Source organism: Rhodococcus sp. HNM0563, assembly GCF_012726195.1.
Classification (GTDB): domain Bacteria; phylum Actinomycetota; class Actinomycetes; order Mycobacteriales; family Mycobacteriaceae; genus Rhodococcus.
On the sequence record NZ_JAASAF010000010.1, the window covers coordinates 1 to 24,717 of the forward strand.

Annotated in this window: 25 protein-coding genes, 1 tRNA gene and 1 pseudogene; 24 read left to right on the top strand and 3 right to left on the bottom strand. The window is 66.2% G+C overall.

Annotation, left to right across the window (positions count from 1 at the left end):
* Nucleotides 1–735: 735 nt before the first annotated feature.
* The 18 genes and pseudogenes from HCA61_RS26035 to HCA61_RS21055 all read left to right on the top strand — a co-directional run.
* A pseudogene (locus tag HCA61_RS26035) lies at nucleotides 736–1,482 on the top strand (hypothetical protein); the annotation flags it as partial.
* Nucleotides 1,479–2,495, top strand: coding sequence for an HAD-IIA family hydrolase (locus HCA61_RS20975; RefSeq protein WP_169690141.1), 1,017 nt, complete (start codon nucleotides 1,479–1,481; stop codon nucleotides 2,493–2,495). The pseudogene HCA61_RS26035 and the gene HCA61_RS20975, both read left to right, overlap by 4 nt.
* A gap of 53 nt (nucleotides 2,496–2,548) precedes the next feature.
* Nucleotides 2,549–2,767 (top strand): hypothetical protein, encoded by a 219-nt coding sequence (locus HCA61_RS20980; RefSeq protein ID WP_169690142.1) that lies wholly within the window; start codon nucleotides 2,549–2,551, stop codon nucleotides 2,765–2,767.
* A gap of 1 nt (nucleotide 2,768) precedes the next feature.
* Nucleotides 2,769–3,593, top strand: a complete 825-nt coding sequence (locus HCA61_RS20985) for a TlyA family RNA methyltransferase (RefSeq protein ID WP_169690143.1) — start codon at nucleotides 2,769–2,771, stop codon at nucleotides 3,591–3,593.
* On the top strand, nucleotides 3,590–4,534 hold the full coding sequence (locus tag HCA61_RS20990; RefSeq protein ID WP_169690144.1) for an NAD kinase: 945 nt from the start codon (nucleotides 3,590–3,592) through the stop codon (nucleotides 4,532–4,534). Before HCA61_RS20985 ends, HCA61_RS20990 begins: the two co-directional genes overlap by 4 nt.
* Nucleotides 4,535–6,304, top strand: a complete 1,770-nt coding sequence (recN, locus tag HCA61_RS20995; RefSeq protein WP_169690145.1) for a DNA repair protein RecN — start codon at nucleotides 4,535–4,537, stop codon at nucleotides 6,302–6,304. It abuts the gene before it with no gap.
* Nucleotides 6,305–6,402: 98 nt separating this feature from the next.
* On the top strand, nucleotides 6,403–7,587 hold the full coding sequence (gene steA, locus HCA61_RS21000) for a putative cytokinetic ring protein SteA (protein WP_169690146.1): 1,185 nt from the start codon (nucleotides 6,403–6,405) through the stop codon (nucleotides 7,585–7,587).
* Nucleotides 7,584–8,528, top strand: a complete 945-nt coding sequence (locus HCA61_RS21005) for a copper transporter (RefSeq protein WP_169690147.1) — start codon at nucleotides 7,584–7,586, stop codon at nucleotides 8,526–8,528. The genes steA and HCA61_RS21005 overlap by 4 nt, the downstream gene beginning before the upstream one ends.
* 172 nt (nucleotides 8,529–8,700) lie before the next feature.
* A complete protein-coding gene (locus HCA61_RS21010) occupies nucleotides 8,701–10,461 on the top strand; it encodes a CTP synthase (RefSeq protein WP_169690148.1) in 1,761 nt (586 codons plus the stop codon).
* A 3-nt stretch (nucleotides 10,462–10,464) separates the two neighbouring features.
* Nucleotides 10,465–11,091: an NUDIX hydrolase gene (locus HCA61_RS21015; protein WP_247274819.1), complete on the top strand. Its 627-nt coding sequence runs from the start codon at nucleotides 10,465–10,467 to the stop codon at nucleotides 11,089–11,091.
* Nucleotides 11,091–12,014 (top strand): site-specific tyrosine recombinase XerD, encoded by a 924-nt coding sequence (gene xerD, locus HCA61_RS21020; RefSeq protein ID WP_169690149.1) that lies wholly within the window; start codon nucleotides 11,091–11,093, stop codon nucleotides 12,012–12,014. The genes HCA61_RS21015 and xerD overlap by 1 nt, the downstream gene beginning before the upstream one ends.
* 324 nt (nucleotides 12,015–12,338) lie before the next feature.
* On the top strand, nucleotides 12,339–13,226 hold the full coding sequence (locus tag HCA61_RS21025) for a ParA family protein (RefSeq protein WP_169690284.1): 888 nt from the start codon (nucleotides 12,339–12,341) through the stop codon (nucleotides 13,224–13,226).
* Between the two features lie 3 nt (nucleotides 13,227–13,229).
* Nucleotides 13,230–14,108 carry a segregation/condensation protein A gene (locus HCA61_RS21030; protein WP_169690150.1) on the top strand — a complete coding sequence of 293 codons (879 nt, stop codon included), beginning with the start codon at nucleotides 13,230–13,232 and terminating at the stop codon, nucleotides 14,106–14,108.
* An 89-nt stretch (nucleotides 14,109–14,197) separates the two neighbouring features.
* Nucleotides 14,198–14,830, top strand: a complete 633-nt coding sequence (gene scpB, locus HCA61_RS21035) for an SMC-Scp complex subunit ScpB (RefSeq protein WP_169690285.1) — start codon at nucleotides 14,198–14,200, stop codon at nucleotides 14,828–14,830.
* Between the two features lie 10 nt (nucleotides 14,831–14,840).
* Nucleotides 14,841–15,893 carry a pseudouridine synthase gene (locus HCA61_RS21040; protein ID WP_346777618.1) on the top strand — a complete coding sequence of 351 codons (1,053 nt, stop codon included), beginning with the start codon at nucleotides 14,841–14,843 and terminating at the stop codon, nucleotides 15,891–15,893.
* A gap of 29 nt (nucleotides 15,894–15,922) precedes the next feature.
* Nucleotides 15,923–16,585, top strand: a complete 663-nt coding sequence (cmk, locus tag HCA61_RS21045) for a (d)CMP kinase (RefSeq protein WP_169690287.1) — start codon at nucleotides 15,923–15,925, stop codon at nucleotides 16,583–16,585.
* Nucleotides 16,582–18,012, top strand: a complete 1,431-nt coding sequence (der, locus tag HCA61_RS21050; protein ID WP_169690151.1) for a ribosome biogenesis GTPase Der — start codon at nucleotides 16,582–16,584, stop codon at nucleotides 18,010–18,012. The genes cmk and der overlap by 4 nt, the downstream gene beginning before the upstream one ends.
* A 91-nt stretch (nucleotides 18,013–18,103) precedes the next feature.
* A tRNA-Pro gene (locus tag HCA61_RS21055) sits at nucleotides 18,104–18,177 on the top strand.
* A gap of 61 nt (nucleotides 18,178–18,238) precedes the next feature.
* Here HCA61_RS21055 and HCA61_RS21060 read toward each other — a convergent pair.
* Nucleotides 18,239–19,246, bottom strand: a complete 1,008-nt coding sequence (locus tag HCA61_RS21060; protein ID WP_169690152.1) for an AraC family transcriptional regulator — start codon at nucleotides 19,244–19,246, stop codon at nucleotides 18,239–18,241.
* A gap of 141 nt (nucleotides 19,247–19,387) precedes the next feature.
* Here HCA61_RS21060 and HCA61_RS21065 point away from each other — a divergent pair, with 141 nt between their 5' ends.
* Both HCA61_RS21065 and HCA61_RS21070 read left to right on the top strand, forming a co-directional pair.
* The gene (locus HCA61_RS21065) at nucleotides 19,388–20,038 is read left to right on the top strand and encodes an NAD(P)-binding oxidoreductase (RefSeq protein ID WP_169690153.1); all 651 of its coding nucleotides are present in this window, start codon (nucleotides 19,388–19,390) and stop codon (nucleotides 20,036–20,038) included.
* Nucleotides 20,039–20,156: 118 nt separating this feature from the next.
* A complete protein-coding gene (locus HCA61_RS21070) occupies nucleotides 20,157–20,573 on the top strand; it encodes a VOC family protein (RefSeq protein ID WP_169690154.1) in 417 nt (138 codons plus the stop codon).
* Between the two features lie 36 nt (nucleotides 20,574–20,609).
* Here the strand turns inward: HCA61_RS21070 and HCA61_RS21075 are convergent, their stop codons facing one another.
* Together HCA61_RS21075 and HCA61_RS21080 are read right to left on the bottom strand one after the other, a co-directional pair.
* Complete coding sequence (locus HCA61_RS21075) at nucleotides 20,610–21,005, bottom strand: MmcQ/YjbR family DNA-binding protein (RefSeq protein ID WP_169690155.1); 396 nt, start codon at nucleotides 21,003–21,005, stop codon at nucleotides 20,610–20,612.
* Nucleotides 21,006–21,014: 9 nt separating this feature from the next.
* Nucleotides 21,015–21,902: a phosphotransferase family protein gene (locus HCA61_RS21080; protein ID WP_247274815.1), complete on the bottom strand. Its 888-nt coding sequence runs from the start codon at nucleotides 21,900–21,902 to the stop codon at nucleotides 21,015–21,017.
* A 283-nt stretch (nucleotides 21,903–22,185) separates the two neighbouring features.
* Between HCA61_RS21080 and HCA61_RS21085 the strand changes: the two genes are divergently transcribed.
* The 4 genes from HCA61_RS21085 to HCA61_RS21100 all read left to right on the top strand — a co-directional run bounded on the left by HCA61_RS21085 (nucleotide 22,186) and on the right by HCA61_RS21100 (nucleotide 24,715).
* Entirely contained in the window at nucleotides 22,186–22,803 is a 618-nt protein-coding gene (locus HCA61_RS21085; RefSeq protein ID WP_169690156.1) for a CoA pyrophosphatase, read from the top strand.
* Between the two features lie 84 nt (nucleotides 22,804–22,887).
* Nucleotides 22,888–23,499: a CDP-alcohol phosphatidyltransferase family protein gene (locus HCA61_RS21090; protein WP_247274814.1), complete on the top strand. Its 612-nt coding sequence runs from the start codon at nucleotides 22,888–22,890 to the stop codon at nucleotides 23,497–23,499.
* On the top strand, nucleotides 23,496–24,359 hold the full coding sequence (locus HCA61_RS21095; RefSeq protein WP_169690158.1) for a DUF881 domain-containing protein: 864 nt from the start codon (nucleotides 23,496–23,498) through the stop codon (nucleotides 24,357–24,359). Before HCA61_RS21090 ends, HCA61_RS21095 begins: the two co-directional genes overlap by 4 nt.
* The gene (locus HCA61_RS21100) at nucleotides 24,356–24,715 is read left to right on the top strand and encodes a DUF1290 domain-containing protein (RefSeq protein WP_169690159.1); all 360 of its coding nucleotides are present in this window, start codon (nucleotides 24,356–24,358) and stop codon (nucleotides 24,713–24,715) included. Before HCA61_RS21095 ends, HCA61_RS21100 begins: the two co-directional genes overlap by 4 nt.
* Nucleotides 24,716–24,717 lie beyond the last annotated feature (2 nt).

Here is a 24,717-nt window from a genome sequence, read left to right on the forward strand (position 1 = left end):
TCGTCAGGGTGTGGGAGAGTAGGTCGCCGCCGTGCATTCGTTCCGAAGGGGGACTCACTTTGTGGGTCCCCCTTCGTCTTTTTCGTTTTTCCATGAAAGGATTTTGCTGTGTCCGACAGCAACGGTGAACGTAGGTCCTTCCGAAGCGGAGGATCTACTCCGTGGTCGGGCCGAGGGAGCGATGACCGCCGGCGAGACAACGCCCGCGATGACGAACGGAAAGGCGACCGGCGACCGTCCCACGCCGGTGAGGGACGGCCGGCTCGAGGTCGCGAGGACCATCGTGTTGACGATCGCCGGAGCGGCGATTCCCGCGGTGGGCGTCCCTACGGGGACCGGCCGCGCCAGGGGTCCTCTGGCGGCGAACGCAATGAGGGAGACCGCCGACGCAACGATCGAGGCCGTGACGACCGAGGCCGACAAGGCTCCGGCTTCGGTCGCAGCGACGATCGGCGGAGCAGTGAGGATCGGCGGAGCAGTGCAGACCGGAGTGGACGCGAGGACCGGCGCGGAACCCGCCCCGGAAATCCCGAACGCTCCAACCGTTCTTCCGATGACCGTCGTGCTTCCGATGACCGACGTCCTCGGGACGGCAACCGTGGAGGTTCTGGCGCGGAACGATGGGGAGGCGGAGCCGACCGTCGCGCTGGCGGAGCCGACCGTCGCAGTGGTCACAGTGGCGGAAGCGATCGGCGTGGAAGTGGTCCGGATCGCCACACTGGGGGAGCGCCCCGTCGGCGAGGTGGCGAAGGCGGATTCGACCCGCACGGTCGCGAAGGGGTTCGGCCCCAACGTCGTGAGGCCCGTCCGGACGAACCCGATCTGCCGGACGACATCGAGGCCTCGGAACTCGATCCGACCATCCGTCGCGACCTGTTGAGCTTGGACAAGGCAAATGCGAACGCCGTTGCGCGCCACCTTGTCATGGCCGGACGTCTGATCGACGACGATCCACGGACCGCACTGTCCCACGCACGTGCCGCTCGACAGCGTGCCGGCCGGATCGCGGTCGTGCGTGAAGCAGCGGGTATCACGGCCTACCACGCCGGCGAGTGGGCCGAAGCACTGTCCGAGCTCCGCGCTGCACGTCGGATGTCCGGTGGCACCGGCCTGCTGGCCGTCATGGCCGACTGCGAGCGCGGTCTCGGCCGCCCGGAGAAGGCCGTCGAAATCGGCCGCAGCGAGGATGCGCGCAAGTTGACCGGTGAGGAAGCGTCGGAGTTGCGCATCGTCGTCGCAGGTGCCCGGATGGACCTGGGTCAGATCGATCAGGCAGTGGTGACCCTGCAGACACCTGACCTCGACCCGGAGCGGGTAGGCACCCCAGCGGCACGGTTGTTCTACGCCTATGCCGATGCGCTGGTGGCTGCCGGTCGTACCGACGAAGGTCTGCAATGGTTCCTGCACTCGGCGGCAGCTGATCTCGAGGGCGTCACCGACGCAGAGGATCGGGTGGAGGAACTGACCGGAGACCACAGGTGAGTTCACATACCCTGCGGTCCCGGTACGACGTGTTGCTGCTCGATCTCGACGGCACCGTCTACCGCGGAGCCGAAGCGGTTCCCGGTGCACTCGAAGCCCTCAGCGCCGGCGATCGAATGTTGTATGTGACGAATAATGCGAGTCGCCGCCCGGTCGAGGTCGCGGAGCACTTGCAGGGACTCGGATTCGTGGCCACGACCGATTCCGTGGTGACGAGTTCACAATCGGCGGCTCGGCTCCTGGCCGAACGTGTCCCTTCCGGCTCGAAGATTCTGGTGGTGGGTACGGACGCGCTCGCGGAGGAGATCGCCGCGGTGTCGCTGGAGCCGGTCCGGACAGCGGACGCGGAGCCGATCGCGGTCGTGCAGGGTCATTCTCCAGAGACCGGTTGGCGCATCCTCGCGGAGGCGACCCTCGCGATCCGGGCGGGAGCGTTGTGGGTGGCCACCAACGTCGACTCCACGCTCCCGACCGAGCGGGGGCTGGTCCTCGGCAACGGTTCGATGGTCGCGGCGTTGGAGTCTGCCACCGGCCGCACGCCGATCGTGGCGGGGAAACCCGCGGCACCACTTCTCGAGGATGCAATCCGTCGGTCCTCGGCCGATCGGCCCCTCGTGATCGGTGATCGGCTCGACACCGACATCGAGGGAGCGAACGCTGTAGGCGCCGACTCGCTGCTGGTCCTGACCGGCGTCAGCACGATCGAGGATCTGTTGCGTGCGCCCGCCCATCAACGACCCACCTATGTCGCGGCCTCCCTGGAGAGCCTGGACACCACCGCATCGAAGTTGCGAGTGGAACCCGGGAACGAGTGGTCGGTCGCAGTCGACGGCGACGACCTGCACCTCGCGTCCACCGCCGTCGGAGAACCCGCACCCGGTTCCGAGGACGAATCCATGGGGGCGCTGCGAGGCGTCCTCGACCTCGCGTGGGCGCACCCGGGTTTCCGTAGCATCGTGGGTCTGGATGATGTTGCCCGCCGCGTCGTCGCCCGATGGACCCCGGTGTCCTGACAGAGGTCGTGCGATGTGTCCGTCGTACCGATCATGGACTAGCGTGGTCGGCGATGAGCATGCCGATTCCACGTCCAGGAGAACACCTTCCCGATGCTGCGCCCAGCGTCGATCCAGCTGCTGTGCACGCCGAGGTCGACCGCATACTTGCGCAGGTGCAGGAGGAAGGCGTCGCCGGAGATCCGGCCGTTGCGATCGGGAAGCAGGCGCAGCTGCTCGAGCAGGCGCACGAGGTGCTCGTCCAGGCACTGTCGACCGTGGACAAGATCTGACATGGCGCGGAGAGCACGGGTCGATGCGGAATTGGTCCGTCGGGGCCTGGCACGCTCACGCGAGCATGCCAGTGACCTGATCGCGGCAGGGCGGGTTCTGATCGCCGGAACCGTGGCGACCAAACCGGCAACCGCTGTGGAGGCGAACACACCGCTGATCGTCAATGAGGTGTCGGACGAGGTGTCGTGGGCTTCCCGAGGCGCACACAAGCTGCTCGGCGCCCTCGAAGCGTTCACTCCGTCCGGACTGCAGATCTCCGGTCGCAGATGCCTCGATGCGGGCGCGTCCACCGGTGGATTCACCGATGTCCTGCTCCACGAGGGCGCCTCCGAGGTCGTCGCGGTCGACGTCGGCTACGGCCAGTTGGTGTGGCGACTGCAGTCCGACGAACGCGTCCACGTGATCGATCGAACAAATGTGCGTAACATCGACGCCGAGGTGATCGGGGGGCAGGTCGACGTCGTCGTGGCGGACCTGTCGTTCATTTCGTTGCGCTTGGTGCTCCCGGCGTTCGTGCGGTGCGCCAGGCCAGGCGCCGACTTGCTCCCTATGATCAAGCCGCAGTTCGAAGTGGGCAAGGAACGCGTCGGCAGTGGCGGGGTCGTGCGCGACCCCGCGTTGCGGACCGAGGCGGTGCTCGACGTGGCAATGGACGCCCAGAAGCTCGGGCTCCGCACACTGGGTGCGGTCGCCAGCCCGCTCCCCGGCCCGTCGGGGAACGTCGAGTACTTCCTGTGGCTTCGGGCCGGCGAGCCGGACACAGGTGACCTCGACAGCAGCGTGATCGAACTCGTCGAGCACGCGGTGCAGGAAGGACCTCAGTGACAACAGGGTCGGGCGAATCGACGCCCGGTACGCAGGGCCGTGAGGTTCTGCTCGTGTCGCATTCGGGCAGGGACGAAATTGCCGTGACCGCCCAGCGGGTCGCGAAACTCTTCGGCGACGCAGGAATCGTCCTGCGAGTCCTCGAGGACGAATCGATCAGCACCGGCCTCGGAGCGGCGGAGGTGCCCGGCAGCAGGATCCGGATCGTCGAATCGGGTCCCGATGCAGCTGCCGGATGTGAAATGGTCATCGTGCTCGGCGGCGACGGTAGCTTCCTGCGGGCAGCCGAACTCGCACAACTCGCCTCGGTACCTGTACTCGGCATCAATCTGGGCCGAATCGGCTTCCTGGCCGAAGCCGAAGCCGACCATCTCGAAGAAGCCTTGCATCAGGTGGTGCGACAGCAGTACTCGGTCGAGAACCGGATGACACTCGACGTGACGATCCGCGTCGACGATGTGATCGTCGATCGCGGCTGGGCGCTCAACGAGGCCAGTCTCGAGAATCAATCCCGGCTCGGCGTCCTCGAAGTGGTTCTCGAAGTCGATGGACGCCCGGTGTCGTCGTTCGGCGGCGACGGAGTACTGATCGCTACCCCGACCGGGTCGACAGCCTATGCTTTTTCCGCGGGTGGCCCGATCGTGTGGCCGGAACTCGAAGCGCTGCTCGTGATCCCGAGCAACGCCCACGCGCTGTTCGCGCGCCCGCTCGTAACCAGCCCGAAATCGGTCATTGCGGTCGAGACCCTCGCGGGAAGCCACGCCGGGCTGGTGTTCTGTGATGGACGCCGCACTCTCGAGCTCCCGGCCGGAGGCCGCCTCGAGGTTGTCCGAGGGCAACATCCCGTGCGGTGGGTAAGGCTGGATTCGGCGCCGTTCGCCGATCGGATGGTGCGCAAGTTCGAACTTCCGGTGAAGGGCTGGCGGGGAAGGAAACTCTAGGTGCTCGCAGAGATCCGGATCGACAACCTCGGTGTGATCACCGAGGCGAGTGCCCGGTTCGACGGAGGCTTGACCGTGCTGACCGGCGAGACCGGCGCCGGCAAGACCATGGTCGTGACCAGCTTGCATCTGCTGTCCGGCGTGCGCGCGGATTCCGCGCGGGTGCGGGTGGGAGCGTCACGTGCTGTGGTCGAAGGTCGGTTCAGCGTCGACGGAGGCAACAGCCACGTCGAGAAGGAAGTGGCGCGGCTGCTCGAATCCGCAGGCGCGCAACGCGACGAAGACGGCAGCATCATTGCGGTGCGCACGGTCAACAGCGACGGAGGGTCGCGTGCACACCTCGGGGGCCGCAGCATTCCTGTCGGATTGCTCGCCGAATTCACCGGCCCGCTCCTGACGGTGCACGGGCAGAACGATCAACTTCGGCTGTTGCGGCCCGACCAGCAACGTGCTGCCCTCGACAGATTCGGCGGCAAAACGATCACATCGCTCCGCGAGCGTTACCGCACACACCGACGACGGTGGCTCGATGCCCGAAGCGAACTCCTCGACCGTACGAACCGGGCGCGCGAGTTGGCTCAGGAAGCGGACCGGCTGCAGTTCGGTCTGGATGAGATCGACGCGGTCGCTCCCGAGCGAGGCGAAGACAAGCAGATCGTCGCCGACGTCCTGCGCCTGTCGGATCTCGACTCGCTACGCGAGGCGGCGGTGGCTGCACACGGCGTCCTTGCCGGATACGACAGTGCCGACGCAGGAGAGGCCGCGTCGGCACTGGATCTGCTCGGTGAGGCCCGGGCGCGTGTGGAGGGGAGCGACGATGCGGCGCTGCGCGAGCTCGGACCGAGGCTGGCGGAGGCCATCACGGTGGTCACCGATGTGACCGCGGACCTCTCCGGCTATCTAGGGGATCTGCCGTCCGATCAAGGCACACTCGAATCGCTGCTGACCCGCCAAGCGGAATTGAAGACCCTCACCCGCAAGTACGCCGCCGATATCGACGGCGTACTCGACTGGGCGGACGATGCGCGTGATCGCCTTTCGAGGCTGGACGTGTCGTCCGAGGCGCTCGAGAAACTGGCCGGCGAAGTGGACAGCGAAGCGTCCGCGACAGCAGAAGCGGCAGCTGCGCTGACGACTGCGCGACGTAAAGCGGCCACCAAGCTCGCGAAGGCGGTGAGCAGAGAACTTGCCGGTCTCGCGATGGGACGCGCCGTGCTCGATGTACATGTCCGTGATCGTGACGCCGGTGCGGGCGATTCCGCGCCGCTTCCTGTGGGCGACCGTACGTTGCACGCGGGCGAGTCGGGTGTCGACGACGTCGAGTTCCGTCTCGCCGCGCATGCCGGCGCGCCGGCTCTGCCGATATCGCGGAGTGCGTCAGGCGGTGAGATGTCACGGGTGATGCTCGCGCTCGAGGTGGTTCTCGCAGCCTCGGAGCGCGGAGCCACCATGGTCTTCGATGAGGTGGATGCCGGTGTGGGCGGCCGTGCCGCAGTCGAGATCGGCCGTCGTCTGGCCAGGCTCTCGCGCACACATCAGGTCATCGTCGTCACGCACCTGCCGCAGGTCGCTGCGTTCGCCGACACTCATCTGGTGGTCGACAAGGTCGACGACAGGGCCGGTGTGGTGAGCAGCGGGGTGCGCACTCTGACCGAGGCGGAGCGGGTCACCGAGCTGGCGCGGATGCTCGCCGGCCTCGACGACACCGAGACCGGCCGCGCGCACGCCGAGGAATTGCTCGCCGTGGCGCATGCCGAGCGGGAGAGCTGAGCGCCGTCGCGACCGACGAGGTGTGAAGCGAGGGTGAAAGCCGCGTCGTCCGGCGCGCCTCCGCAATCGCGTTGCACCTCAGGAGCATCATTCTCACCATGAAGATGCCGGCGCTGCTGTCCCGCAACAACGAAACGCTGCCCGGAGTGAGCGGTATCGCCCGGGTGGACAAGAACACCGCGAAGCTGGTCCGCCGGGTCGGCCCCGGCGACATCGTCATCCTCGACGCCGTGGACCTCGATCGGGTCACCGCCGACGCACTCGTCGAAGCGGGGGTCGCCGCGGTCGTCAACGCCTCGGCCTCGATTTCCGGTCGTTACCCGAACCTCGGCCCGGAAGTCCTTGTCGCCAACGACATCGTTCTGATCGACAGTGTCGGGTCGGAGCTGTTCAAGAAGGTCAAGGACGGCGCGAAGATCCGGCTGCACGAGGGCGGACTCTATGCCGGGGATCGCCTGCTCGTCGAAGGTGAGGAACAGACCGAAGCCGAGATCTCGGATCGCATGATCGAAGCGAAAACCGGCCTGGTCGACCATCTCGAGGCGTTCTCGGGCAATACCATCGAATTCATCCGGTCGGAGAGTCCACTACTGATCGACGGGGTGGGTATTCCCGAGATCGATCTCGATCTGAGAGACAGGCATGTCGTGGTGGTCAGTCCCGGCCCCGACCACGTGCAGGATCTGAAGAACCTGCGACCCTTCATCAAGGAGTATGCACCGATCCTGGTGGGTGTCGACTCGGGTGCGGATGCCCTGACCAAGGCCGGCTACCGGCCCGACCTGATCATCGGTGACCCTGATGGCATCGGCACCGCGACCCTCCAGTCCGGTGCCGAGGTGGTCCTGCCCGCGGACCCGGACGGACATGCCCCCGGACTCGAACGCATCCAGGACCTCGGGATCGGTGCGATGACGTTCCCCGCGGCAGGTACTTCCACCGACCTCGCTCTGCTCCTCGTCGATCATCACGGTGCGGCACTCGTCGTCACGGTGGGCAGCACGGTCTCCCTCGACGAGTTCTTCGATCAGGGTCGCCGCGACACCAACCCGTCTGCGGTGATGACGCGTCTGAAGGTCGGTCCGAAACTGGTCGATTCGAAGGCCGTTGCCACCTTGTATCGCAGTCGGGTCTCCGGTGGGGTGATCGCGCTACTGGTCTTCGCTGCGCTGATCGCGGTCATCGCCGCATTGGTCGTGTCCAACCTGGGTGGCGATGTCGTCGACTGGGTCACGACCTGGTCGGCAGACTCCGTCGAGTGGGTCCGGGGTCAGTTCGAGTGATCTCGATGCGCCAGCACGCCGTCTCCCTGATCGCGGTGTTCTTGGCACTCGGCCTCGGAGTGGTTCTCGGTTCCGGGCTGTTGTCGAACAGTCTCGTGGCCGGTCTGCGTGATGACAAAGCGGACATGGGTCGTGAGCTTCAGGCCGAGCACGATCGAGCCAATCGGCTTGACTCCGAGCTGCGTGCCGCCGACGAGTTCGATGCCACCGTTGCTCCCCGCGTGGTCCGCGACGAACTCTCCGGCCGTACGGTCCTCGTGGCGACGACGCCCGACACCGATCCCGCCGATTTCGATGCGGTGATGCGGACGGTGGCCTCCGCAGGTGGCGCAGTCACCGGTCGACTGTCGCTGACGGAGTCGTTCCTCGACGCCGCGGGCGCCGACATGCTCCGTACCACGGTCACCAACATCATCCCCGCAGGGGTACAGCTGCAGACCGGGGCCGTCGACCCAGGCAGTCTCGCGGGTGATCTGCTCGGTGCGGCACTGCTCGTTGATCCGGCGACCGGTGCGCCGCGCAGCACCCCGGAGGAACGTGAACTCGCGTTGTCTGCGCTGCGCAGCGGCGGCTTCGTCACGTATGACGGAACGGTCGAGCCGGCCCAATCCGCCCTGATTCTGACCGGAAGCGGTGTCGAAGAGGTCGACGGGGGCAACCGCGGGGCACTCATCGCCCGTTTTGCAGCAGCTGTCGACGCCCGTGGTGCGGGGGCCGTGCTCGCCGGACGATCGGAATCGGCCGTAGGCAACGGCCCGCTCGCTGTGGTTCGCGCCGACGCGGCGTTGTCAGCGGGGCTGTCGACCGTCGACAATCTCGACCGCGAAGCGGGACGGAGCACTGCGATACTGGCCCTGCGCGAACAGTTCGACGGCGGAGCCGGCCGCTACGGAACAGGACCCGGCGCAGCTGCGGTCACCGTGGGATCCACCGCGCGGTGACCGAACTCTGATCTGTCCGGAGCTGTGACGTCCGCGGCACCGGAGCCTCACAACCGCGATCCGGGTACGCCGGGGCGGCTGCAGGTGTTACCGTGAAGTTCCGTGGGTCGGCAGGCCCCAGCTGTATCGTCTGAAGTCCAAAAGTCCTGCACCTGACGTCACGGGAGCTTCGTTGCCACAGTCACGCCAATCGCGTACCCCTACCAAGCACATCTTCGTCAGTGGGGGCGTCGCATCCTCGCTGGGCAAGGGACTCACCGCGTCGAGTCTCGGTGCATTGCTCACAGCGCGCGGAATGCGCGTGACCATGCAGAAACTCGATCCGTACCTCAACGTCGATCCCGGAACGATGAATCCGTTCCAGCACGGTGAGGTGTTCGTCACTGAGGACGGCGCCGAAACCGACCTCGACGTGGGTCACTACGAGCGCTTCCTCGACCGCAACCTCAACGCCGACGCGAACGTCACCACGGGCCAGGTGTACTCGACCGTGATCGCGAAGGAACGTCGCGGCGAGTACCTCGGCGACACCGTCCAGGTGATTCCGCACATCACCGACGAGATCAAACGGCGAATCCTGGCGATGTCGGCTCCCGATACCGAAGGCCACACACCCGACGTCGTGATCACCGAGATCGGCGGCACGGTCGGCGACATCGAATCCCAGCCGTTCCTCGAGGCAGCCAGGCAGGTGCGCCACGAAGTGGGTCGTGACAACTGTTTCTTCCTGCACGTGTCGTTGGTGCCGTACCTCGGTCCTTCCGGTGAGCTGAAGACCAAGCCCACCCAGCACTCCGTGGCCGCGTTGCGCAACATCGGCATCCAGCCCGACGCACTCGTGCTGCGGTGTGATCGCGACGTGCCCGCGTCCCTCAAAGCGAAGATCTCCCTGATGTGCGACGTCGACGTCGCAGGCTGCATCTCGTGTCCCGACGCACCGAGCATCTACGACATACCCAAGGTCCTGCACAGCGAAGGCCTCGACGCGTATGTCGTACGCCAGCTCGGGCTCCCGTTCCGCGACGTCGACTGGACAGTGTGGGGCGATCTCCTCGACCGCGTCCACAAGCCGCGGGAAACCGTCGAGGTGGCCCTCGTCGGCAAGTACATCGACCTGCCCGACGCCTACCTCTCTGTCACCGAAGCGCTACGTGCGGGAGGATTCGCGCACCGGGCGAAGGTCAAGATCCGCTGGGTCGCATCCGATGAATGCGAAACCGAATCCGGTGCGCAGACGCATCTCGGCGATGTCGACGCGGTCCTGATTCCAGGGGGCTTCGGGATCCGCGGTATCGAGGGCAAGCTCGGCGCGATCAGCTTCGCGCGGTCCCGGAAGATCCCGCTCCTGGGTCTGTGTCTCGGGCTGCAGTGTGTCGTCATCGAGGCGGCACGCTCGGTCGGTATCGCCGACGCGTCGTCCACCGAATTCGACCCGGACACCACGGCGCCGGTGATCTCCACGATGGCCGACCAGGAACAGGCCGTCGCCGGTGAAGCCGACCTGGGCGGCACCATGCGTCTCGGCGCGTATCCCGCTGTTCTGGCCAAGGGCTCGGTCGTCGCGAAGGCCTACGCCAGCGACAAGGTATCCGAGCGCCACCGCCACCGCTTCGAGGTCAACAACGCCTACCGTGACCGGATCGCGAAGTCCGGGCTCGTGTTCTCCGGGACCTCGCCGGACGGGCGGCTGGTCGAGTTCGTCGAGTACCCGGCGGACATCCATCCGTTCTTCGTCGCCACCCAGGCGCATCCGGAACTCAAGAGCCGCCCGACGCGCCCACACCCGCTGTTCGCAGGGCTGGTCTCCGCGGCGCTGAAGTACAAGGCGGCCGAACGCTTGCCCGTCGACGTTCACGGAGGCGACCGCAAGCACGACGCCGACGAGCCTGCCGAGGCCGTGGTATCCGCGTCCGGCAGCGTCGACGCGGACTGACACGTGACGCAGCGACACGACTTCCGGACTCTGTCTACGCAGCGCATCTACACAGGTGCCATCGTGTCGCTGCGCGTCGACGAGGTGACGATGCCGGATGGGCACTCCGCCCACCGTGAAGTGGTCGAGCACTTCGGTGCGGTAGCCATCGTCGCTATCGACGATCGAGACCGGCTGGTGCTGGTCCACCAGTACCGGCATCCGCTCGGGCGACGATTGTGGGAGCTGCCCGCCGGTCTCCTCGACGAGGCCGGCGAGTCGCCCCTCGACGCCGCGAAACGTGAACTCGCGGAGGAGACCGGGCTGGCAGCGGAGCGCTGGGACACACTCGTCGACGTCGCACTCTCGCCCGGTTTCACCGACGAAGCAGTCCGTGTCTTCGTGGCTCGCGGCCTGTCCGAGGTGGACCGGCCCGAACCCGAACATGAGGAAGCCGACCTCGAGATTCACAAGGTCCCACTCGACGAGGCGGTGTCGATGGCATTGCGGGGCGAGATCGTCAACGCGACCGCGGTGGCGGGCATCCTCGCTTCGTCCGCCACACGTACCTCCCGGACCGAACTGCGTCCCTCCGACGCGCCCTGGCCCGACCGGCCATCCGCCTTCTCCCGCACCCGCGCTGCGGAGTGATGTCGGTGCTGGAGGGGCAGCTCGACACGTACCTCGACCATCTCACCGTGGAACGCGGCGTTGCCGCGAACACCTTGTCGTCCTACCGGCGAGACCTCGACCGCTACCGGGACTACCTCACGGACTGCGGTATCAGCGATCTCGCTCAGGTCAGCGAAACGCACGTCGCTGACTTCGTGGCGGTGTTGCGTGGCGGAGACCCGGACCGGGATCGTCCGGCGCTCGCCGCGAGTTCGGTCGCCCGTGCCCTCATCGCAGTGCGGGGTCTGCACCGATTCGCCGCCGCCGAGGGTCGGACCCCCACGGACGTGGCACGTGCCGTCAAACCACCCACCGCGGGGCGACGCCTCCCGAAGTCGCTCACCGTCGCCCAGGTGACGGCGATTCTCGATGCGGTCGGGAACGAAGCGGACGGTCCACGCGGCCTGCGCGACCGCGCGCTGCTGGAATTGTTGTACTCGACCGGCGCCCGCATCTCCGAGGCGGTCGGACTCGATGTCGACGACGTCGACTCCGACGCCCGCGCGGTGCTCCTGCGCGGAAAGGGCGGCAAGGAACGACTTGTGCCTGTCGGGCGTCCTGCGCTCGCGGCGCTCGACGCCTATCTCGTGCGGGGTAGGCCCGTCCTTGCCGCCGGACACACCGCCGCGCTGTTCCTCAACGCACGCGGCGGACGATTATCGCGGCAGAGCGCGTGGCAGGTCCTGCAGACCGCGGCCGAGCGAGCGGGTATCAGCACGGCGGTGTCACCGCACACACTGCGGCATTCGTTCGCGACCCACCTGCTCGAAGGTGGCGCCGATGTACGGGTGGTGCAGGAGTTACTCGGGCATGCCTCTGTGACGACAACGCAGATCTACACGCTGGTCACCGTGGGTGCGTTGCGGGAGGTCTGGGCCGGTGCGCACCCGCGCGCACGCTGATCGGTCGACACCGGAAACGCGTGTCCACCCGCGCAACACGTCGACCAGGCGGTAGCGTTCAGGAGGTAGAAAGGCGGTAGCGTTCCGGATACGGAACAGCAACCGTTCGACAACCCGACGGCAACGATAGTGCTCGCTAGACGCACAGTGGGACGCAGAACAGGGGGAGCACCGCTCGTGGGCACACCTCGGCCATCTGCCACAGACGACACACACCTGAACATCGCACACGCGGCGACGCAGGGCTGGCCGACTCCGGTCCGGTCCGTAGCCGACGGCTACCTTCCACCTGCCGAACCACGACCGTCGGAAACCGACGACCCCATCGACGACACCGAATCGGATCGCAGAGAGACCGCGCCGATCGACGACTCCGACCTCGGCCCCACCGGCCGTCCGCGCAGGCACATTCCCGAACCGCCGGCACTGACCTCGCACGGACCAGCCAAGATCATCGCGATGTGCAACCAGAAAGGTGGAGTGGGCAAAACCACCTCCACTATCAACCTGGGTGCTGCCCTCGCCGAATGCGGACGCCGCGTACTCCTCGTCGACCTCGACCCACAGGGTGCTCTGTCTGCCGGCCTGGGCGTGGCCCACCACGACCTCGAGTCGACCGTCCACAACCTGCTGGTCGAACCCCGCGCGGACACCGACGACGTACTGCTCGACACACACATCGAGAACCTCGATCTGCTACCCAGCAACATCGACCTGTCCGCCGCCGAGATCCAACTCGTCTCCGAGGTCGGGCGCGAACAGGCTCTCGGCCGCGCCCTGTTCCCCGTCCTCGAGCGCTACGACTACATCCTCGTCGACTGCCAGCCTTCTCTCGGCCTGCTCACCGTCAATGCTCTGGCCTGCGCCGATTCGGTACTGATCCCGATGGAGTGCGAATTCTTCAGCCTCCGCGGTCTGGCGTTGCTCAACGACACCGTCGCCAAGGTCAGGGACCGGCTCAATCCACGCCTCGCCGTGGCCGGGATCCTCGTGACCATGTTCGACTCGCGGACACTGCACGGCCGTGAAGTGATGTCCCGGGTGGTCGAGGTCTTCGGAGACCTCGTCTACGACAGCGTCATCTCCCGCACCGTCAAGTTCCCCGAAACCAGCGTCGCCGGCGAGCCGATCATCACCTGGGCGCCGCGATCCGGTGGTGCCGAGTCGTATCGGTCGCTCGCCCGCGAAGTGATCCATCGGGCCGGCCGCTGATCCGTGTCTGCCCCCACCCAGGATTCCGCCGAGGCGGAATCCGCTGCTCCCGTCACCGGCGAGGCGTCGGCCACCGACCGGACCCCGGAACACACCGACACCGGCGGATTCCAGGTCCGGCTCCGCAACTTCGAGGGCCCCTTCGATCTGCTCCTCACTCTGATCTCACAACGTCGCCTGGACGTCACCGAAGTCGCACTACATGAGGTGACCGACGACTTCATCGCATACACGAGGAAGCTCGGTCCGGAACTCGGACTCGACCAGACAACACAGTTCCTCGTCGTCGCCTCGACTCTGCTCGACCTCAAAGCGGCCCGCCTGCTGCCTGCCGGCGACGTCGACGATCCAGAGGACCTCGCGTTACTCGAGGCTCGCGACCTGTTGTTCGCGCGGCTGTTGCAGTATCGGGCCTACAAACAGATCGCCGAGCACTTCGCGGAACTCGAAAGCGCTGCCCTCCGTCGATACCCGCGCGCGGTGTCCCTCGAGGAGTGCTTCGAGAATCTCGTGCCCGAGGTCGTCCTCGGTGTCGATGCACGGCGCTTCGCCGAGATCGCAGCGGCGGCGTTCCGACCCAAACCGACACCCAGTGTCGGGCTCGACCACCTGCACGTCCAGACGGTCTCGGTGCCGGAGCAGGCCGCATACATTCTCGCCCTGCTGAGGGACAACGGTGCCGGACAATGGGTCGGCTTCGACGTCCTCACCGCAGACTGCGATCACGGACTGCTCGTAGTCGCGCGGTTCCTCGCACTGCTCGAGCTCTATCGCGAACGTGCAGTCACTTTCGAACAGCCCGACCCACTCGGGCCACTCCAGGTGGCATGGACCGGTGAGAACGACGAGAACGCCATCGATTTCGAGGAGGACTACGGGTGAGTTCGCACATCCCGGACGGCGCCTTACCCGCGCAGCAGCAGCCCGATCCGTCCGGCGACGAGCGGGCCTGGGACGGTGAACTGCTCGACATGGCCGATGACGAACTCACCGCCGCGCTCGAAGCATTGCTCCTGATGGTCGACACTCCCGCGTCCGCCGACCAGCTCGCCGCCGCGATCGGCGTCACCGCCGACCGCGCCGAGCGTGCCCTTCGTGCACTCGCAGCGGGCCTGGATACGCGCGGCTCCGGAATCGATCTGCGATTCGCGGGTGACGGCTGGCGGTTCTACACCCGCCGCGACTACGCACCGTACGTCGAGAAGCTCCTCCAGGGCGGGGCGCGCACCAAGCTCACCCGCGCCGCGTTGGAAACCCTCGCGGTCGTCGCCTACCGGCAACCGGTGACCCGTAGCCGGGTCAGCGCTGTGCGCGGCGTCAACGTCGACGGAGTGATGCGCACCTTGCTCGCGCGGGATCTCATCGCCGAAGCGGGCACCGATCCCGAGACCGGCGGTACCCTCTACATCACCACCGAACTGTTCCTGGAACGTCTCGGCCTTGCATCGCTGAGCGATCTACCACCGGTTGGTCCCCTGTTGCCCGATGTAGATGTGATCGATGACATCAGCGACAGCCTCGAAGCAGACCCGAGGTTTGAGAGAATGGGAAAGAACGCGCGCGCCGAGACACTCTCACACGCGGAGTTCGATCCAGAGAACTGACAGGAAAAAAGTGAAAAAGCCCGCTCGCCGTGATGGCACACCGGACCGAAAACAAACCGCCCGCCCCGTGAAGGGACAGGCCACCGGCAGATCTTCTTCCGCCCGCCGGTCGGATCCCCGAACCCAGGACGCTCCGAGCTCCACCGCAGGGAACGCGGGGACAGCCAAGAAGCCTCATCGGGGTCGAGGAAGCGCTCCGCTGAACAAGCGAGGCAGGCCTGCTGCACCGAAACCCCAGGCCCGCCGGACCTCGGCAACGCCGACCATCAGCAACGCCAAGCCCGCCCGCCACCAGCACAGCACAGCCGCACCGACGAAACTGCCTGCCGGCGAAGGCGTGCGTCTGCAGAAGGTCCTCGCCCAGGCAGGGGTGGCCTCACGCCGTGCCGCCGAGGAAATGATCGACCGCGGCCGCATCGAAGTCGATGGGGTCATCGTTCGAGAGCAGGGGTTGCGTGTCGACCCTGAGAACGCCGTGATCCGCGTCGACGGTGTCCGTGTGGTCGTCAAGAAGGATCTCGTTCACCTCGTGCTCAACAAGCCGCGCGGGTGGCAGTCCACCATGTCGGACGATCTGGGTCGCCCGTGCGTCGGCGACATCGTTTCAGAGCGTGTCGCCGCGGGTCAACGCCTCTTCCACGTCGGCAGGCTCGATGCCGACACCGAGGGTCTGTTGCTACTGACCAACGACGGTGAACTCGCACACCGCCTCATGCATCCGTCCTTCGAGGTCAACAAGACCTACCTTGCCACGGTCAAGGGTGTGCTCGCGCGAGGCGTCGGCAAGCAGCTCAAGACGGGCGTCGAGCTCGAGGACGGCCCCGCCAAAGTCGACAGGTTCGCGTTGCTCGAGGTGAACGAAGGCCAGTCCCTCGTGCGCCTGGACCTGCACGAAGGCCGCAAACACATCGTGCGACGACTGCTCGACTCCGTGGGCCATCCCGTGATCCGGCTCGTGCGCACCAATATCGGTCCCGTCGCGCTCGGCGATCAGCGTCCCGGCACGCTTCGTGTCCTCGGGCGCAACGAGGTCGGCGGTCTCTACCAGGCGGTGGGGTTGTGACCGATACGGCAGGCGCATTGATCGTCGCGATGGACGGCCCCTCGGGAACGGGCAAGTCCAGCGTCTCCAAGCGGCTCGCCCGGCATCTCGGCGCCGCATACCTCGACACCGGTGCCATGTACCGGATCGCGACGTTGTACGTGTTGCGCCGGGGCGCCGACCTGACCGACCCTGCCGCCATCGCCGAGGCTGTCGCCGGCCTGCCCTGGTCGATCGGTACCGACCCTGACGTCGAGGACATTCGGCTCGACGGCCGGGACGTGCGCGGAGAGATCCGCGGCGGGGAGGTCACCGCAGCGGTCTCCGCCGTCTCCGCGGTCCCCGAAGTGCGAGAACTGCTCGTCGCTGCGCAGCAGCGTCTCGGACTCGCAGCGCACCGAGTCGTTGTCGAAGGACGCGACATCGGCACCGCGGTATTCCCGGATGCCGATGTGAAGATCTTCCTCACCGCATCCGCGGAAGCACGCGCTCAGCGCCGCAACGCCCAGAACATCGTGGAAGGCCGAGGTGACGACTATGACGCGGTACTCGCGTCGGTGCAGCGCCGTGACCACCTCGATTCCACACGCGCAGTGTCGCCTCTGCGCGCCGCGGACGACGCTGTCGTCGTGGACACCAGCGACATGGACATCGACGAGGTGACCTCGATGCTGACGGCACTGGTCATCGAAAAGACGGGAGCGGCGCTGTGAGCGACGACGTCACAACGGAGTACACCGACGAGGGTTCCGACGGCACCTGGTCCGAAGAATCGGATTGGGACCTCGACTTCGAAGCCGGAGGCGAGCTCGAAGAGTTCGTACCTATCCCGACAGTGGCGGTTGTCGGCCGCCCCAATGTCGGCAAGTCCACTCTGGTCAACCGCATCATCGGTCGCCGGGAAGCCGTTGTAGAAGACATCCCGGGCGTGACTCGCGACCGCGTGTCGTACGAAGCGAACTGGAACGGCCGACGCTTCATGGTCCAGGATACCGGCGGCTGGGAACCCGACGCCAAAGGGATGCAGCAGTCGGTTGCTCGTCAGGCCGAGGTTGCCATGCGTACCGCCGACGCGATCCTTGTCGTTGTCGACGCCACCGTCGGCGCGACCTCGGTGGACGAGGCTGTCGCCAAGGTGCTGCGCCGGTCGAAGACGCCGGTGCTGCTCGTCGCGAACAAGGTCGACGACGACCGCGTCGAAGCCGAAGCCGCGGCGTTGTGGTCGCTAGGGCTCGGCCAGCCGTATTCGGTGTCCGCTACCCACGGTCGTGGCACAGGGGACCTGCTCGACGACCTGCTCGAGAAGATGCCGCCCACACCGCGCGAAGGCACGGGTGGGGGAGGACCCCGCCGCGTCGCCCTGGTGGGCAAGCCGAACGTCGGCAAGTCCAGCCTGATCAACAAGCTCTCGGGTGACGAGCGGTCGGTGGTGCACGACGTCGCAGGCACGACCGTCGACCCCGTGGACTCGGTGGTCGAACTCGGCGGCAAGCCGTGGCGGTTCGTCGACACTGCCGGACTGCGCAAGCGGGTCAGCCATGCGTCGGGCGCGGAGTTCTACGCATCCTTGCGCACCCGGGCGGCGATCGATGCTGCAGAGGTAGCGGTGTTGCTCATCGATGCTTCGCAGCCGATCACCGAGCAGGACCAGCGGGTGATCTCGATGATCGTCGAATCGGGTCGCGCACTGGTGATCGCGTTCAACAAGTGGGATCTGGTCGACGAGGACCGCCGCCACGAGTTGGGTCGCGAGATCGAACGTGACTTGCTGCGGGTGCCGTGGGCGGCGCGAGTCAACATCTCCGCCAAGACCGGCCGTGCCGTGCAGAAGCTCGTGCCGGCGATGGAGACCGCACTCGAATCATGGGACAAGCGCATCTCCACGGGCCGGCTCAACACGTGGCTCAAGGAAGTGGTGGCCGCGACACCGCCGCCGATGCGCGGGGGGCGATTGCCTCGTGTCATGTTTGCGACCCAGGCGGCGACGCGTCCGCCGACGTTCGTGTTGTTCACCACCGGCTTCCTCGAAGCAGGCTATCGCCGCTTCCTCGAACGGAAGCTGCGTGAAGAGTTCAACTTCGACGGCAGCCCCGTCCGTGTCTCCGTGCGAGTGCGGGAGAAGCGCGACCGCCGCAAGTAGACCCGAATCCCCGGAAACGGCGCTGACCAGCCGATTCGCCTTTCGGTCCGTACCTGTTGTAATCTCAACGAGCGCTCGACGAGAGCGCGGGCGGGCTGTGGCGCAGCTTGGTAGCGCACTTGACTGGGGGTCAAGTGGTCGCAGGTTCAAATCCTGTCAGCCCGACCGAGAAGCCCCGGTGAGATCTGATCTCACCGGGGCTTCTTCGTGCTGCCGGGCCGGTGCGCTACCGGCGGCCGGTGAAGGTGCCGTCCGTTCGGCGGCGAACCGATCCGGGAGATACGCCTGTGATCCTCTTGAAGGCCTTCGAGAACGCCGCTTCCGACTCGTAGCCCGATCTCGATGCGAGTTCGGCGATCGTTGCGCCGTCCTGCAACGCGACGGTCGCAGACTCCATCCGCCATCGACCGACGTACCGCATGGCGGGTTCCCCGACCAGCTCGGTGAACCGCGCCGCGAACGCCGACCGCGACATCGCCGCTTCCCGCGCAAGAGACTCGACTGTCCACGGCCGCTCGGGGGCGTGGTGAACCGCGGCGAGCGCACGGCCCACCTGTGGGTCCTGCAGAGCGCCGATCCATCCGTGTCGGGCCGCCGGCGCGGAGTCGATCCAACTCCGGATCGCCATGATCACAAGAATGTCCGCCAGTCGAGTGAGCACCGCTTCGCCACCGGGCTGCACGTGCTGCGCTTCCTCGGCCATCAACGACAACACCTGTGTCGGCGCGCTGTGCCTCGCCGACCCGGTCGTGTCCATCCGCAGGAGGGGAGGCAGCAACGCCACCAGACGTCGCGCAGTCGGATGATCGAACTCGACGACCCCGCACACCAAGGTGGAGTGCTCGCCACCTCCGCCGTAGTGCAGAACCGAATAGTGGTCGCCGATCATCGTCTGGGGGAGTAGATCCACGCGCCCCGGACTCCCCGCGCTGGTGATGCTCGGGTCGCTGCCCATCACGTGTCCCGAGCCGTGCGGGACGATGACGAAATCTCCGGGGAGAAGCCGCGCTGATGCCGAACCGGGGACCTCCAGCCACATTTCGCCCGAGACGACCAGATGGAAGCTCACGCTGTCGGCCACCGGTGGCATCTCCAGCGCCCAGGGCGCACTCAGCTCCGACCGGCAGTAGAAGCCGCCGCGCATGCGCAGCAGGTGAAGGGCATGTGCGAGGGGATCGACCGGTGTCCACGGAAAGTGCACGTCGGTGGTCTCCCGAGCCCTGTCGATCGTCATATGTCCACCCTCGCCGCTGGGTGTCCATTCGTCCAACCCCGTAGGACGAATGAACACAAGGGCCGGACGGAGGACCATAGAACGTCTCGAGGAACGTTCATACGGTGGACACATCGTCACCAACGAACTCAGGAGGACACCATGAAAGTACTTGTCATCGGCGCAACAGGCGGCTCTGGTCGCGCAGCCGTCACCGCACTCCTCGACCGCGGCCACGACGTGACCGTCATGGTCCGTACACCCGATGCGCAGCACACCTTCGGCGACCGAACCTTGGGTGTGATCGGGGATGCCACCTGTCTCGATGACGTCGACCGCGCGGTCCGCGGCCAGGACGCTGTCATCGTCACCCTCGGCATCACCGAGAATCCCGTCCGAGTACGGCTGCGCGGCCCGGCGCGTACAGCACTCGACGTGCGGTCCACCGGGACCCGCAACATCATCGACGCGATGACACGTCACGGTGTGCGGCGCCTGATCGTCCAGACCACCTACGGAGTGGGTGACACCGACGGCCGCCTGCCGTTGCGTTACAAGCTCATGTTCTCGCTGCTTCTCGGGCCACAGATCGCCGACACCGTGATCCAGGATCGCTTCGTGCACGAGAGCGGCCTCGACTGGACCCTCGTACAACCGGTCAACCTGAACGACTCGCCAGGCGGCGGAGACGCGTTCACCTCGACTCGCGGTGAGCTCGCAGGCTGGCAGGTCTCGCGCAACAAGGTCGGCCAGGTTCTCGCCTCCGCTGTCGACGACGAGGAGAACCTGCGGCGAACCGTGTCGGTGTCCTGAGCCGGGATCCGTCGAAAGGCTCCGCGAGCAAGTGGGACAGGACACGATGAGAAACGGCACTACGCAGAGTCCATCCGTGTAGTGCCGACTTTCCCTCCGAACAGATCAGGAGTTCGCGATGACCACTCGACTCAATCCGTACATCAGCTTCCGTGACAACGCGCGTGACGCGATCGAGTTCTACAAGACCGTCTTCGGCGGGGAACTCGAGATCAGCACGTTCGGGGAGGGGCAACCCACCGGCGACGCCGCGGTGGACAGCAAGGTGATGCATGCGATGCTCACCACCACGAGCGGTTTCGTGCTCATGGCCTCGGACACGCCCCCCGGAATGGACCACACCCCCGGAAACAACTACTCGATATCCCTCAGCGGCGACGACGAATCCGAACTCCGCGGTTACTGGAATGAACTCGTCGCCGGCGGCACCGAGGCGATACCCCTCGAGAAGGCGCCGTGGGGCGACAGCTTCGGAATGTGCATCGACAAGTTCGGTGTCCAGTGGATGGTCAACATCAGCGGCAGTACCGACTGATCGAGAGGGAACCCGCACACGAGCCGGACGGGCGACTCAACCGAGACGCGCGTCCAGTTCGCGTACCAGCTTCGCAGGAGCAGTCTCGCGGAACGACATGTCGATCAGTTCCGCAACCTCCTCCCAATCCACCTCGCGGCGGTCGAGGTCGTACCCGATCCACCCCGACGGACCCAGATACATCGGCAGATACGTGTGGGGTTCACCGAGGAGGGCAAGCCGTTCGTCGCGGTCGGGCTTGACGATCAACGATCGGGGAAACGGGGCCCGGGTGTCCTTCTCGGAGCCGCCATAGACCGCGAACGAGGTCTTGGTGAAGAAGAACGGGCGACCGTGCGAGATCTTCTCGTGTGCGCCCGGGTATGCGAGAGCGAGGGTGCGCACCCGAGCCAGCAACGGATCCGTCTCGTCGAACATGATCGGATGCGGCATGAATGTACCTTACCGTCGCAGAGCCGAAAGCCCCTCGCGGAGGAGGGGTTCCACAGCATCACCGAACGCACTGAAGCCGTCACCCACGGTCTGACCCTGCAGGAACCGGAAATGAATGCCCTCGAGAATCACCGCGAGCTTGAAATAGGCCAGGCCGAGGTGAAAAGCCATCTCCGACAGGTTCCTGCCGCTCGCGTTCGCGTAGCGCGACAGCATCGCGTCCTCGCCGAGGAACCCCGGCGCACGCGATACGGTCGACACCGGCACTGGCCCGTCCCGGTCCGCGAGTTGTTGGTAGACCACGAGGAGCGCGACATCGGTGAGCGGATCGCCGAGCGTCGCCATCTCCCAATCCAGCACCGCCGCAACCTGATCACGTTCGTCGATGAGTGCGTTGTCGAGGCGGTAGTCGCCGTGCACGATCGCAGCGCCGCTCGCCGAAGGCAGCTGCTCGACCAGTAGCCGGTATAGCTCGTCGGCGCCGTCGAGCGTACGGCTCCGGGACGCATCGAGCTGAGTCTTCCATCGGTGAACCTGTCGTTCGAGGAAGCCCTCGGGCCGGCCGAAGTCCTCGAGCCCGACCGTCGCAGGCACCACTGAGTGGAGTCTCGCCAGGGTGTCGATCGTCCGCTCGGAGATCGCACGCACCCGATCCTCCCCGAGCGGAGCGAGTTCCTCGGCAGTACGGAAGGGAGTGCCCGGGACGAGATCCATGAGGTAGAACGGTGCGCCGATGACCTCGGTGTCCGTGCACAGGAGATGAGTACGCGGCACAGGAACCTCGGTTCCTGCCAGCGCCGTGATCACGCGGTGCTCGCGTGCCATGTCGTGCGCGGTCTCCAGTACATGCCCGAGCGGTGGGCGCCGCAGGACCAGTTCCCGCTCGCCGTTGCTCACGCCGTAGGTGAGGTTCGATCGCCCGCCACTGATGAGGCGGGCGGTCAGCGGCCCGTCGAGCAGACCGGGGGGCGGCGGTCTGCAGATGGGTGCGAAGTGCTGCGGTGTCCAGTCCTGCGGGGTCGGCGGTCATGAGGTCCTCCGCGGATTTCGGGGTGGGATTCGGCGGAACGTGGGAGAGAGCGTAGTCGCACTGAGTACACCTGTCTCCAGAAAGGCTAGCGGATTTCGGATTGCACGGAATAACTGGGTAAACCGAACTCGAGTGAGATAATGTCGCACCATGCCCATATCGAACGCACTGACGCACACGGCACTTCAGGACTCGCTCGCCTGCTTCGAGTCGCGTCGGATTCCGCTCGAAGGGCGCCGCCATGCCGCGGTCGTCATCGCTGTCCTGAACGACGATGCAGGCAAACCCGTCATGCCTCTGACCCGCAGGCCGACGAGATTACGTGCACATCCCGGCCAGTTCGCGCTCCCCGGCGGGCGACTCGACCCCGGGGAGACGCCCGAGGAAGCAGCGCTGAGGGAACTGCACGAGGAGCTCGGACTCGACGCCGCGCCGAACTCCATCGTCGGGCGCCTCGACGACTACGTCACCCGATCCGGATATGTGATGTCACCGTTCGTCGTGTGGTCCGACACGACGATCGCCGATCTGAAACCGAGCCCCGACGAGGTCGACGTCTTGTTCTCCGTCACGGAGGCCGAGTTGGACAGCGAGCCTCGATTCGTGGACATCCCTGAGTCGGACAAGCCGGTCATCCAGTGGCCGTTCCGTGGTCACCTCATTCACGCACCCACCGCCGCAGTGGTCTACCAGTTCCGTGAAGTTGCCCTCCATGGTCGGCACACTCGTATCGACGGACTCGAGCAACCGGTGTTCGCATGGCGCTGACCACCTCGCGGCGACCCCCACGGCCGGTGTGAAAAGGTTGGTGGACCGTACCGCGTAGACAAGACAGGGGGCACGATGGGTGACGTGACGACTCCGGACGACGTCCGCCCGGGTGCCGATCGCATCCTCACCATCCCGAACCTGCTCAGCTTCGTGCGGCTTCTCGGAATACCCCTGTTCCTCTACTTGATCCTCGTTGTCCACGCGGACGGCTGGGCGCTCGCGATCCTCTTCCTCAGCGGATTCACCGACTGGGCCGACGGCAAGCTCGCCCGCCTGCTCGACCAGGCGTCCCGGCTCGGCGCGCTGCTCGACCCCATGGTCGATCGGCTCTACATAGTCACCACGCTGCTCGCGTTGGTCGTGCGGGACGTCATCCCGTGGTGGATCGCCGCGATCCTGGTCGGGCGCGAACTCGTGCTGGTCCCGACCCTCGCCGTATACCGGCGTCGGGGCATGCCCCCACCCGACGTTCTGTACCTGGGTAAAGGCGCGACATTCCTGCTCATGTGCGCATTGCCGCTGCTGCTGCTCGACCTGGCGCTACCCGCGACGTCCGTCGTGGCGCACCCACTCGGCTGGGCCGCCCTGATCTGGGGTTCGGCGCTCTACATCTGGACCGGGCTGCTCTACATCGGTCAGGCCGTATGGATCGCCCGTGCAGTGCCTCCGAACGAGGAGCGACCAGCCGAGTGAATCGTCGCTGGGAACAGATCCCCCGGAACCCGGTCCCCTCGCTGCTCAAGTCGCTGCTCGAGGACCACCTCGATCCTGGTTACGGTGCCGCCGCCGAGGACCGGGCAGCGGGTCGCGCTGCCGCATCGCCGGCACGCACCAGGGCCTGGCTCGTCATCGGCTGTATTCTTGCCGGTCTCGTTCTCGGTGCGGCCTACGCCGAGAACCTCGATCGTGAACCGGGAGCAGATCAGGCGCGCGCCGAGATTCTCGATTCGCTACGTACCAGTGAGGAACGCATCGCCACCCTCGTGGCCCGCCGCGATGAACTGACCGACACGGTCGAGCAGCGCAGCGCTGAACTGGTGGCCCACGATGCCGAGGGTGCGATGGCGCTCGACGCGCTGCGCGCAGCGCAGATCGCGGCTGCCGGCGTGCCTGTCGTCGGCCCCGGGATCACCGTCACCCTTTCCGATCCGACGGGTCGGCCGAACCTGTCGGACCCGTCGGTGCACGACACCGGCGACGCCGCGACCGTCCTCGACCGAGACCTGCAATCGGTGGTCAACGCACTGTGGGCAGGCGGTGCCGAGGCAGTGTCGGTCGGCGACGTGCGCATCGGACCCGGCGTGACCGTCCGGCAGGCAGGGGGAGCGATGCTCGTCGACAACCGACCGGTGTTCTCGCCCTACGTCGTCTCCGCCGTCGGACCGCAGGCCCGGATGCAGACGGATTTCGTGGTGAGCGACGCCTATCTCAGGCTCTCGGGAATCAAACAACTCTACGGGGTAGGTTTCACGATCGCCGAGGCAGGAGAGCTCGAACTGCCGGCAGCCACGGTACGTACAGTCGAATCGGCTCGGGAAGAGGGGAATCGGTGAAGCACCTTCGGCACGGTCAGGCGCTGTATGCGGTACTGGCACTTGTGATCGGCATCGTAGCCGGAATCGTGTTCAGTCCCCAGGTACCCGACCTGGTTCAGCCGTACCTGCCGATAGCGGTGGTCGCTGCGCTCGATACGGTATTCGGTGGACTGCGTGCCTATCTGGACGACATTTTCGACGCGAAGGTCTTCGTCGTCTCCTTCGTGTTCAACGTCCTCGTCGCCGCACTCATCGTGTGGCTCGGGGACCAGCTCGGCGTGGGTACCCAGCTCTCGACCGCGGTCATCGTCGTCCTCGGGATCCGCATTTTCGGGAACGCGTCGGCCTTGCGCCGCAGACTTTTCGGGGCGTGAGC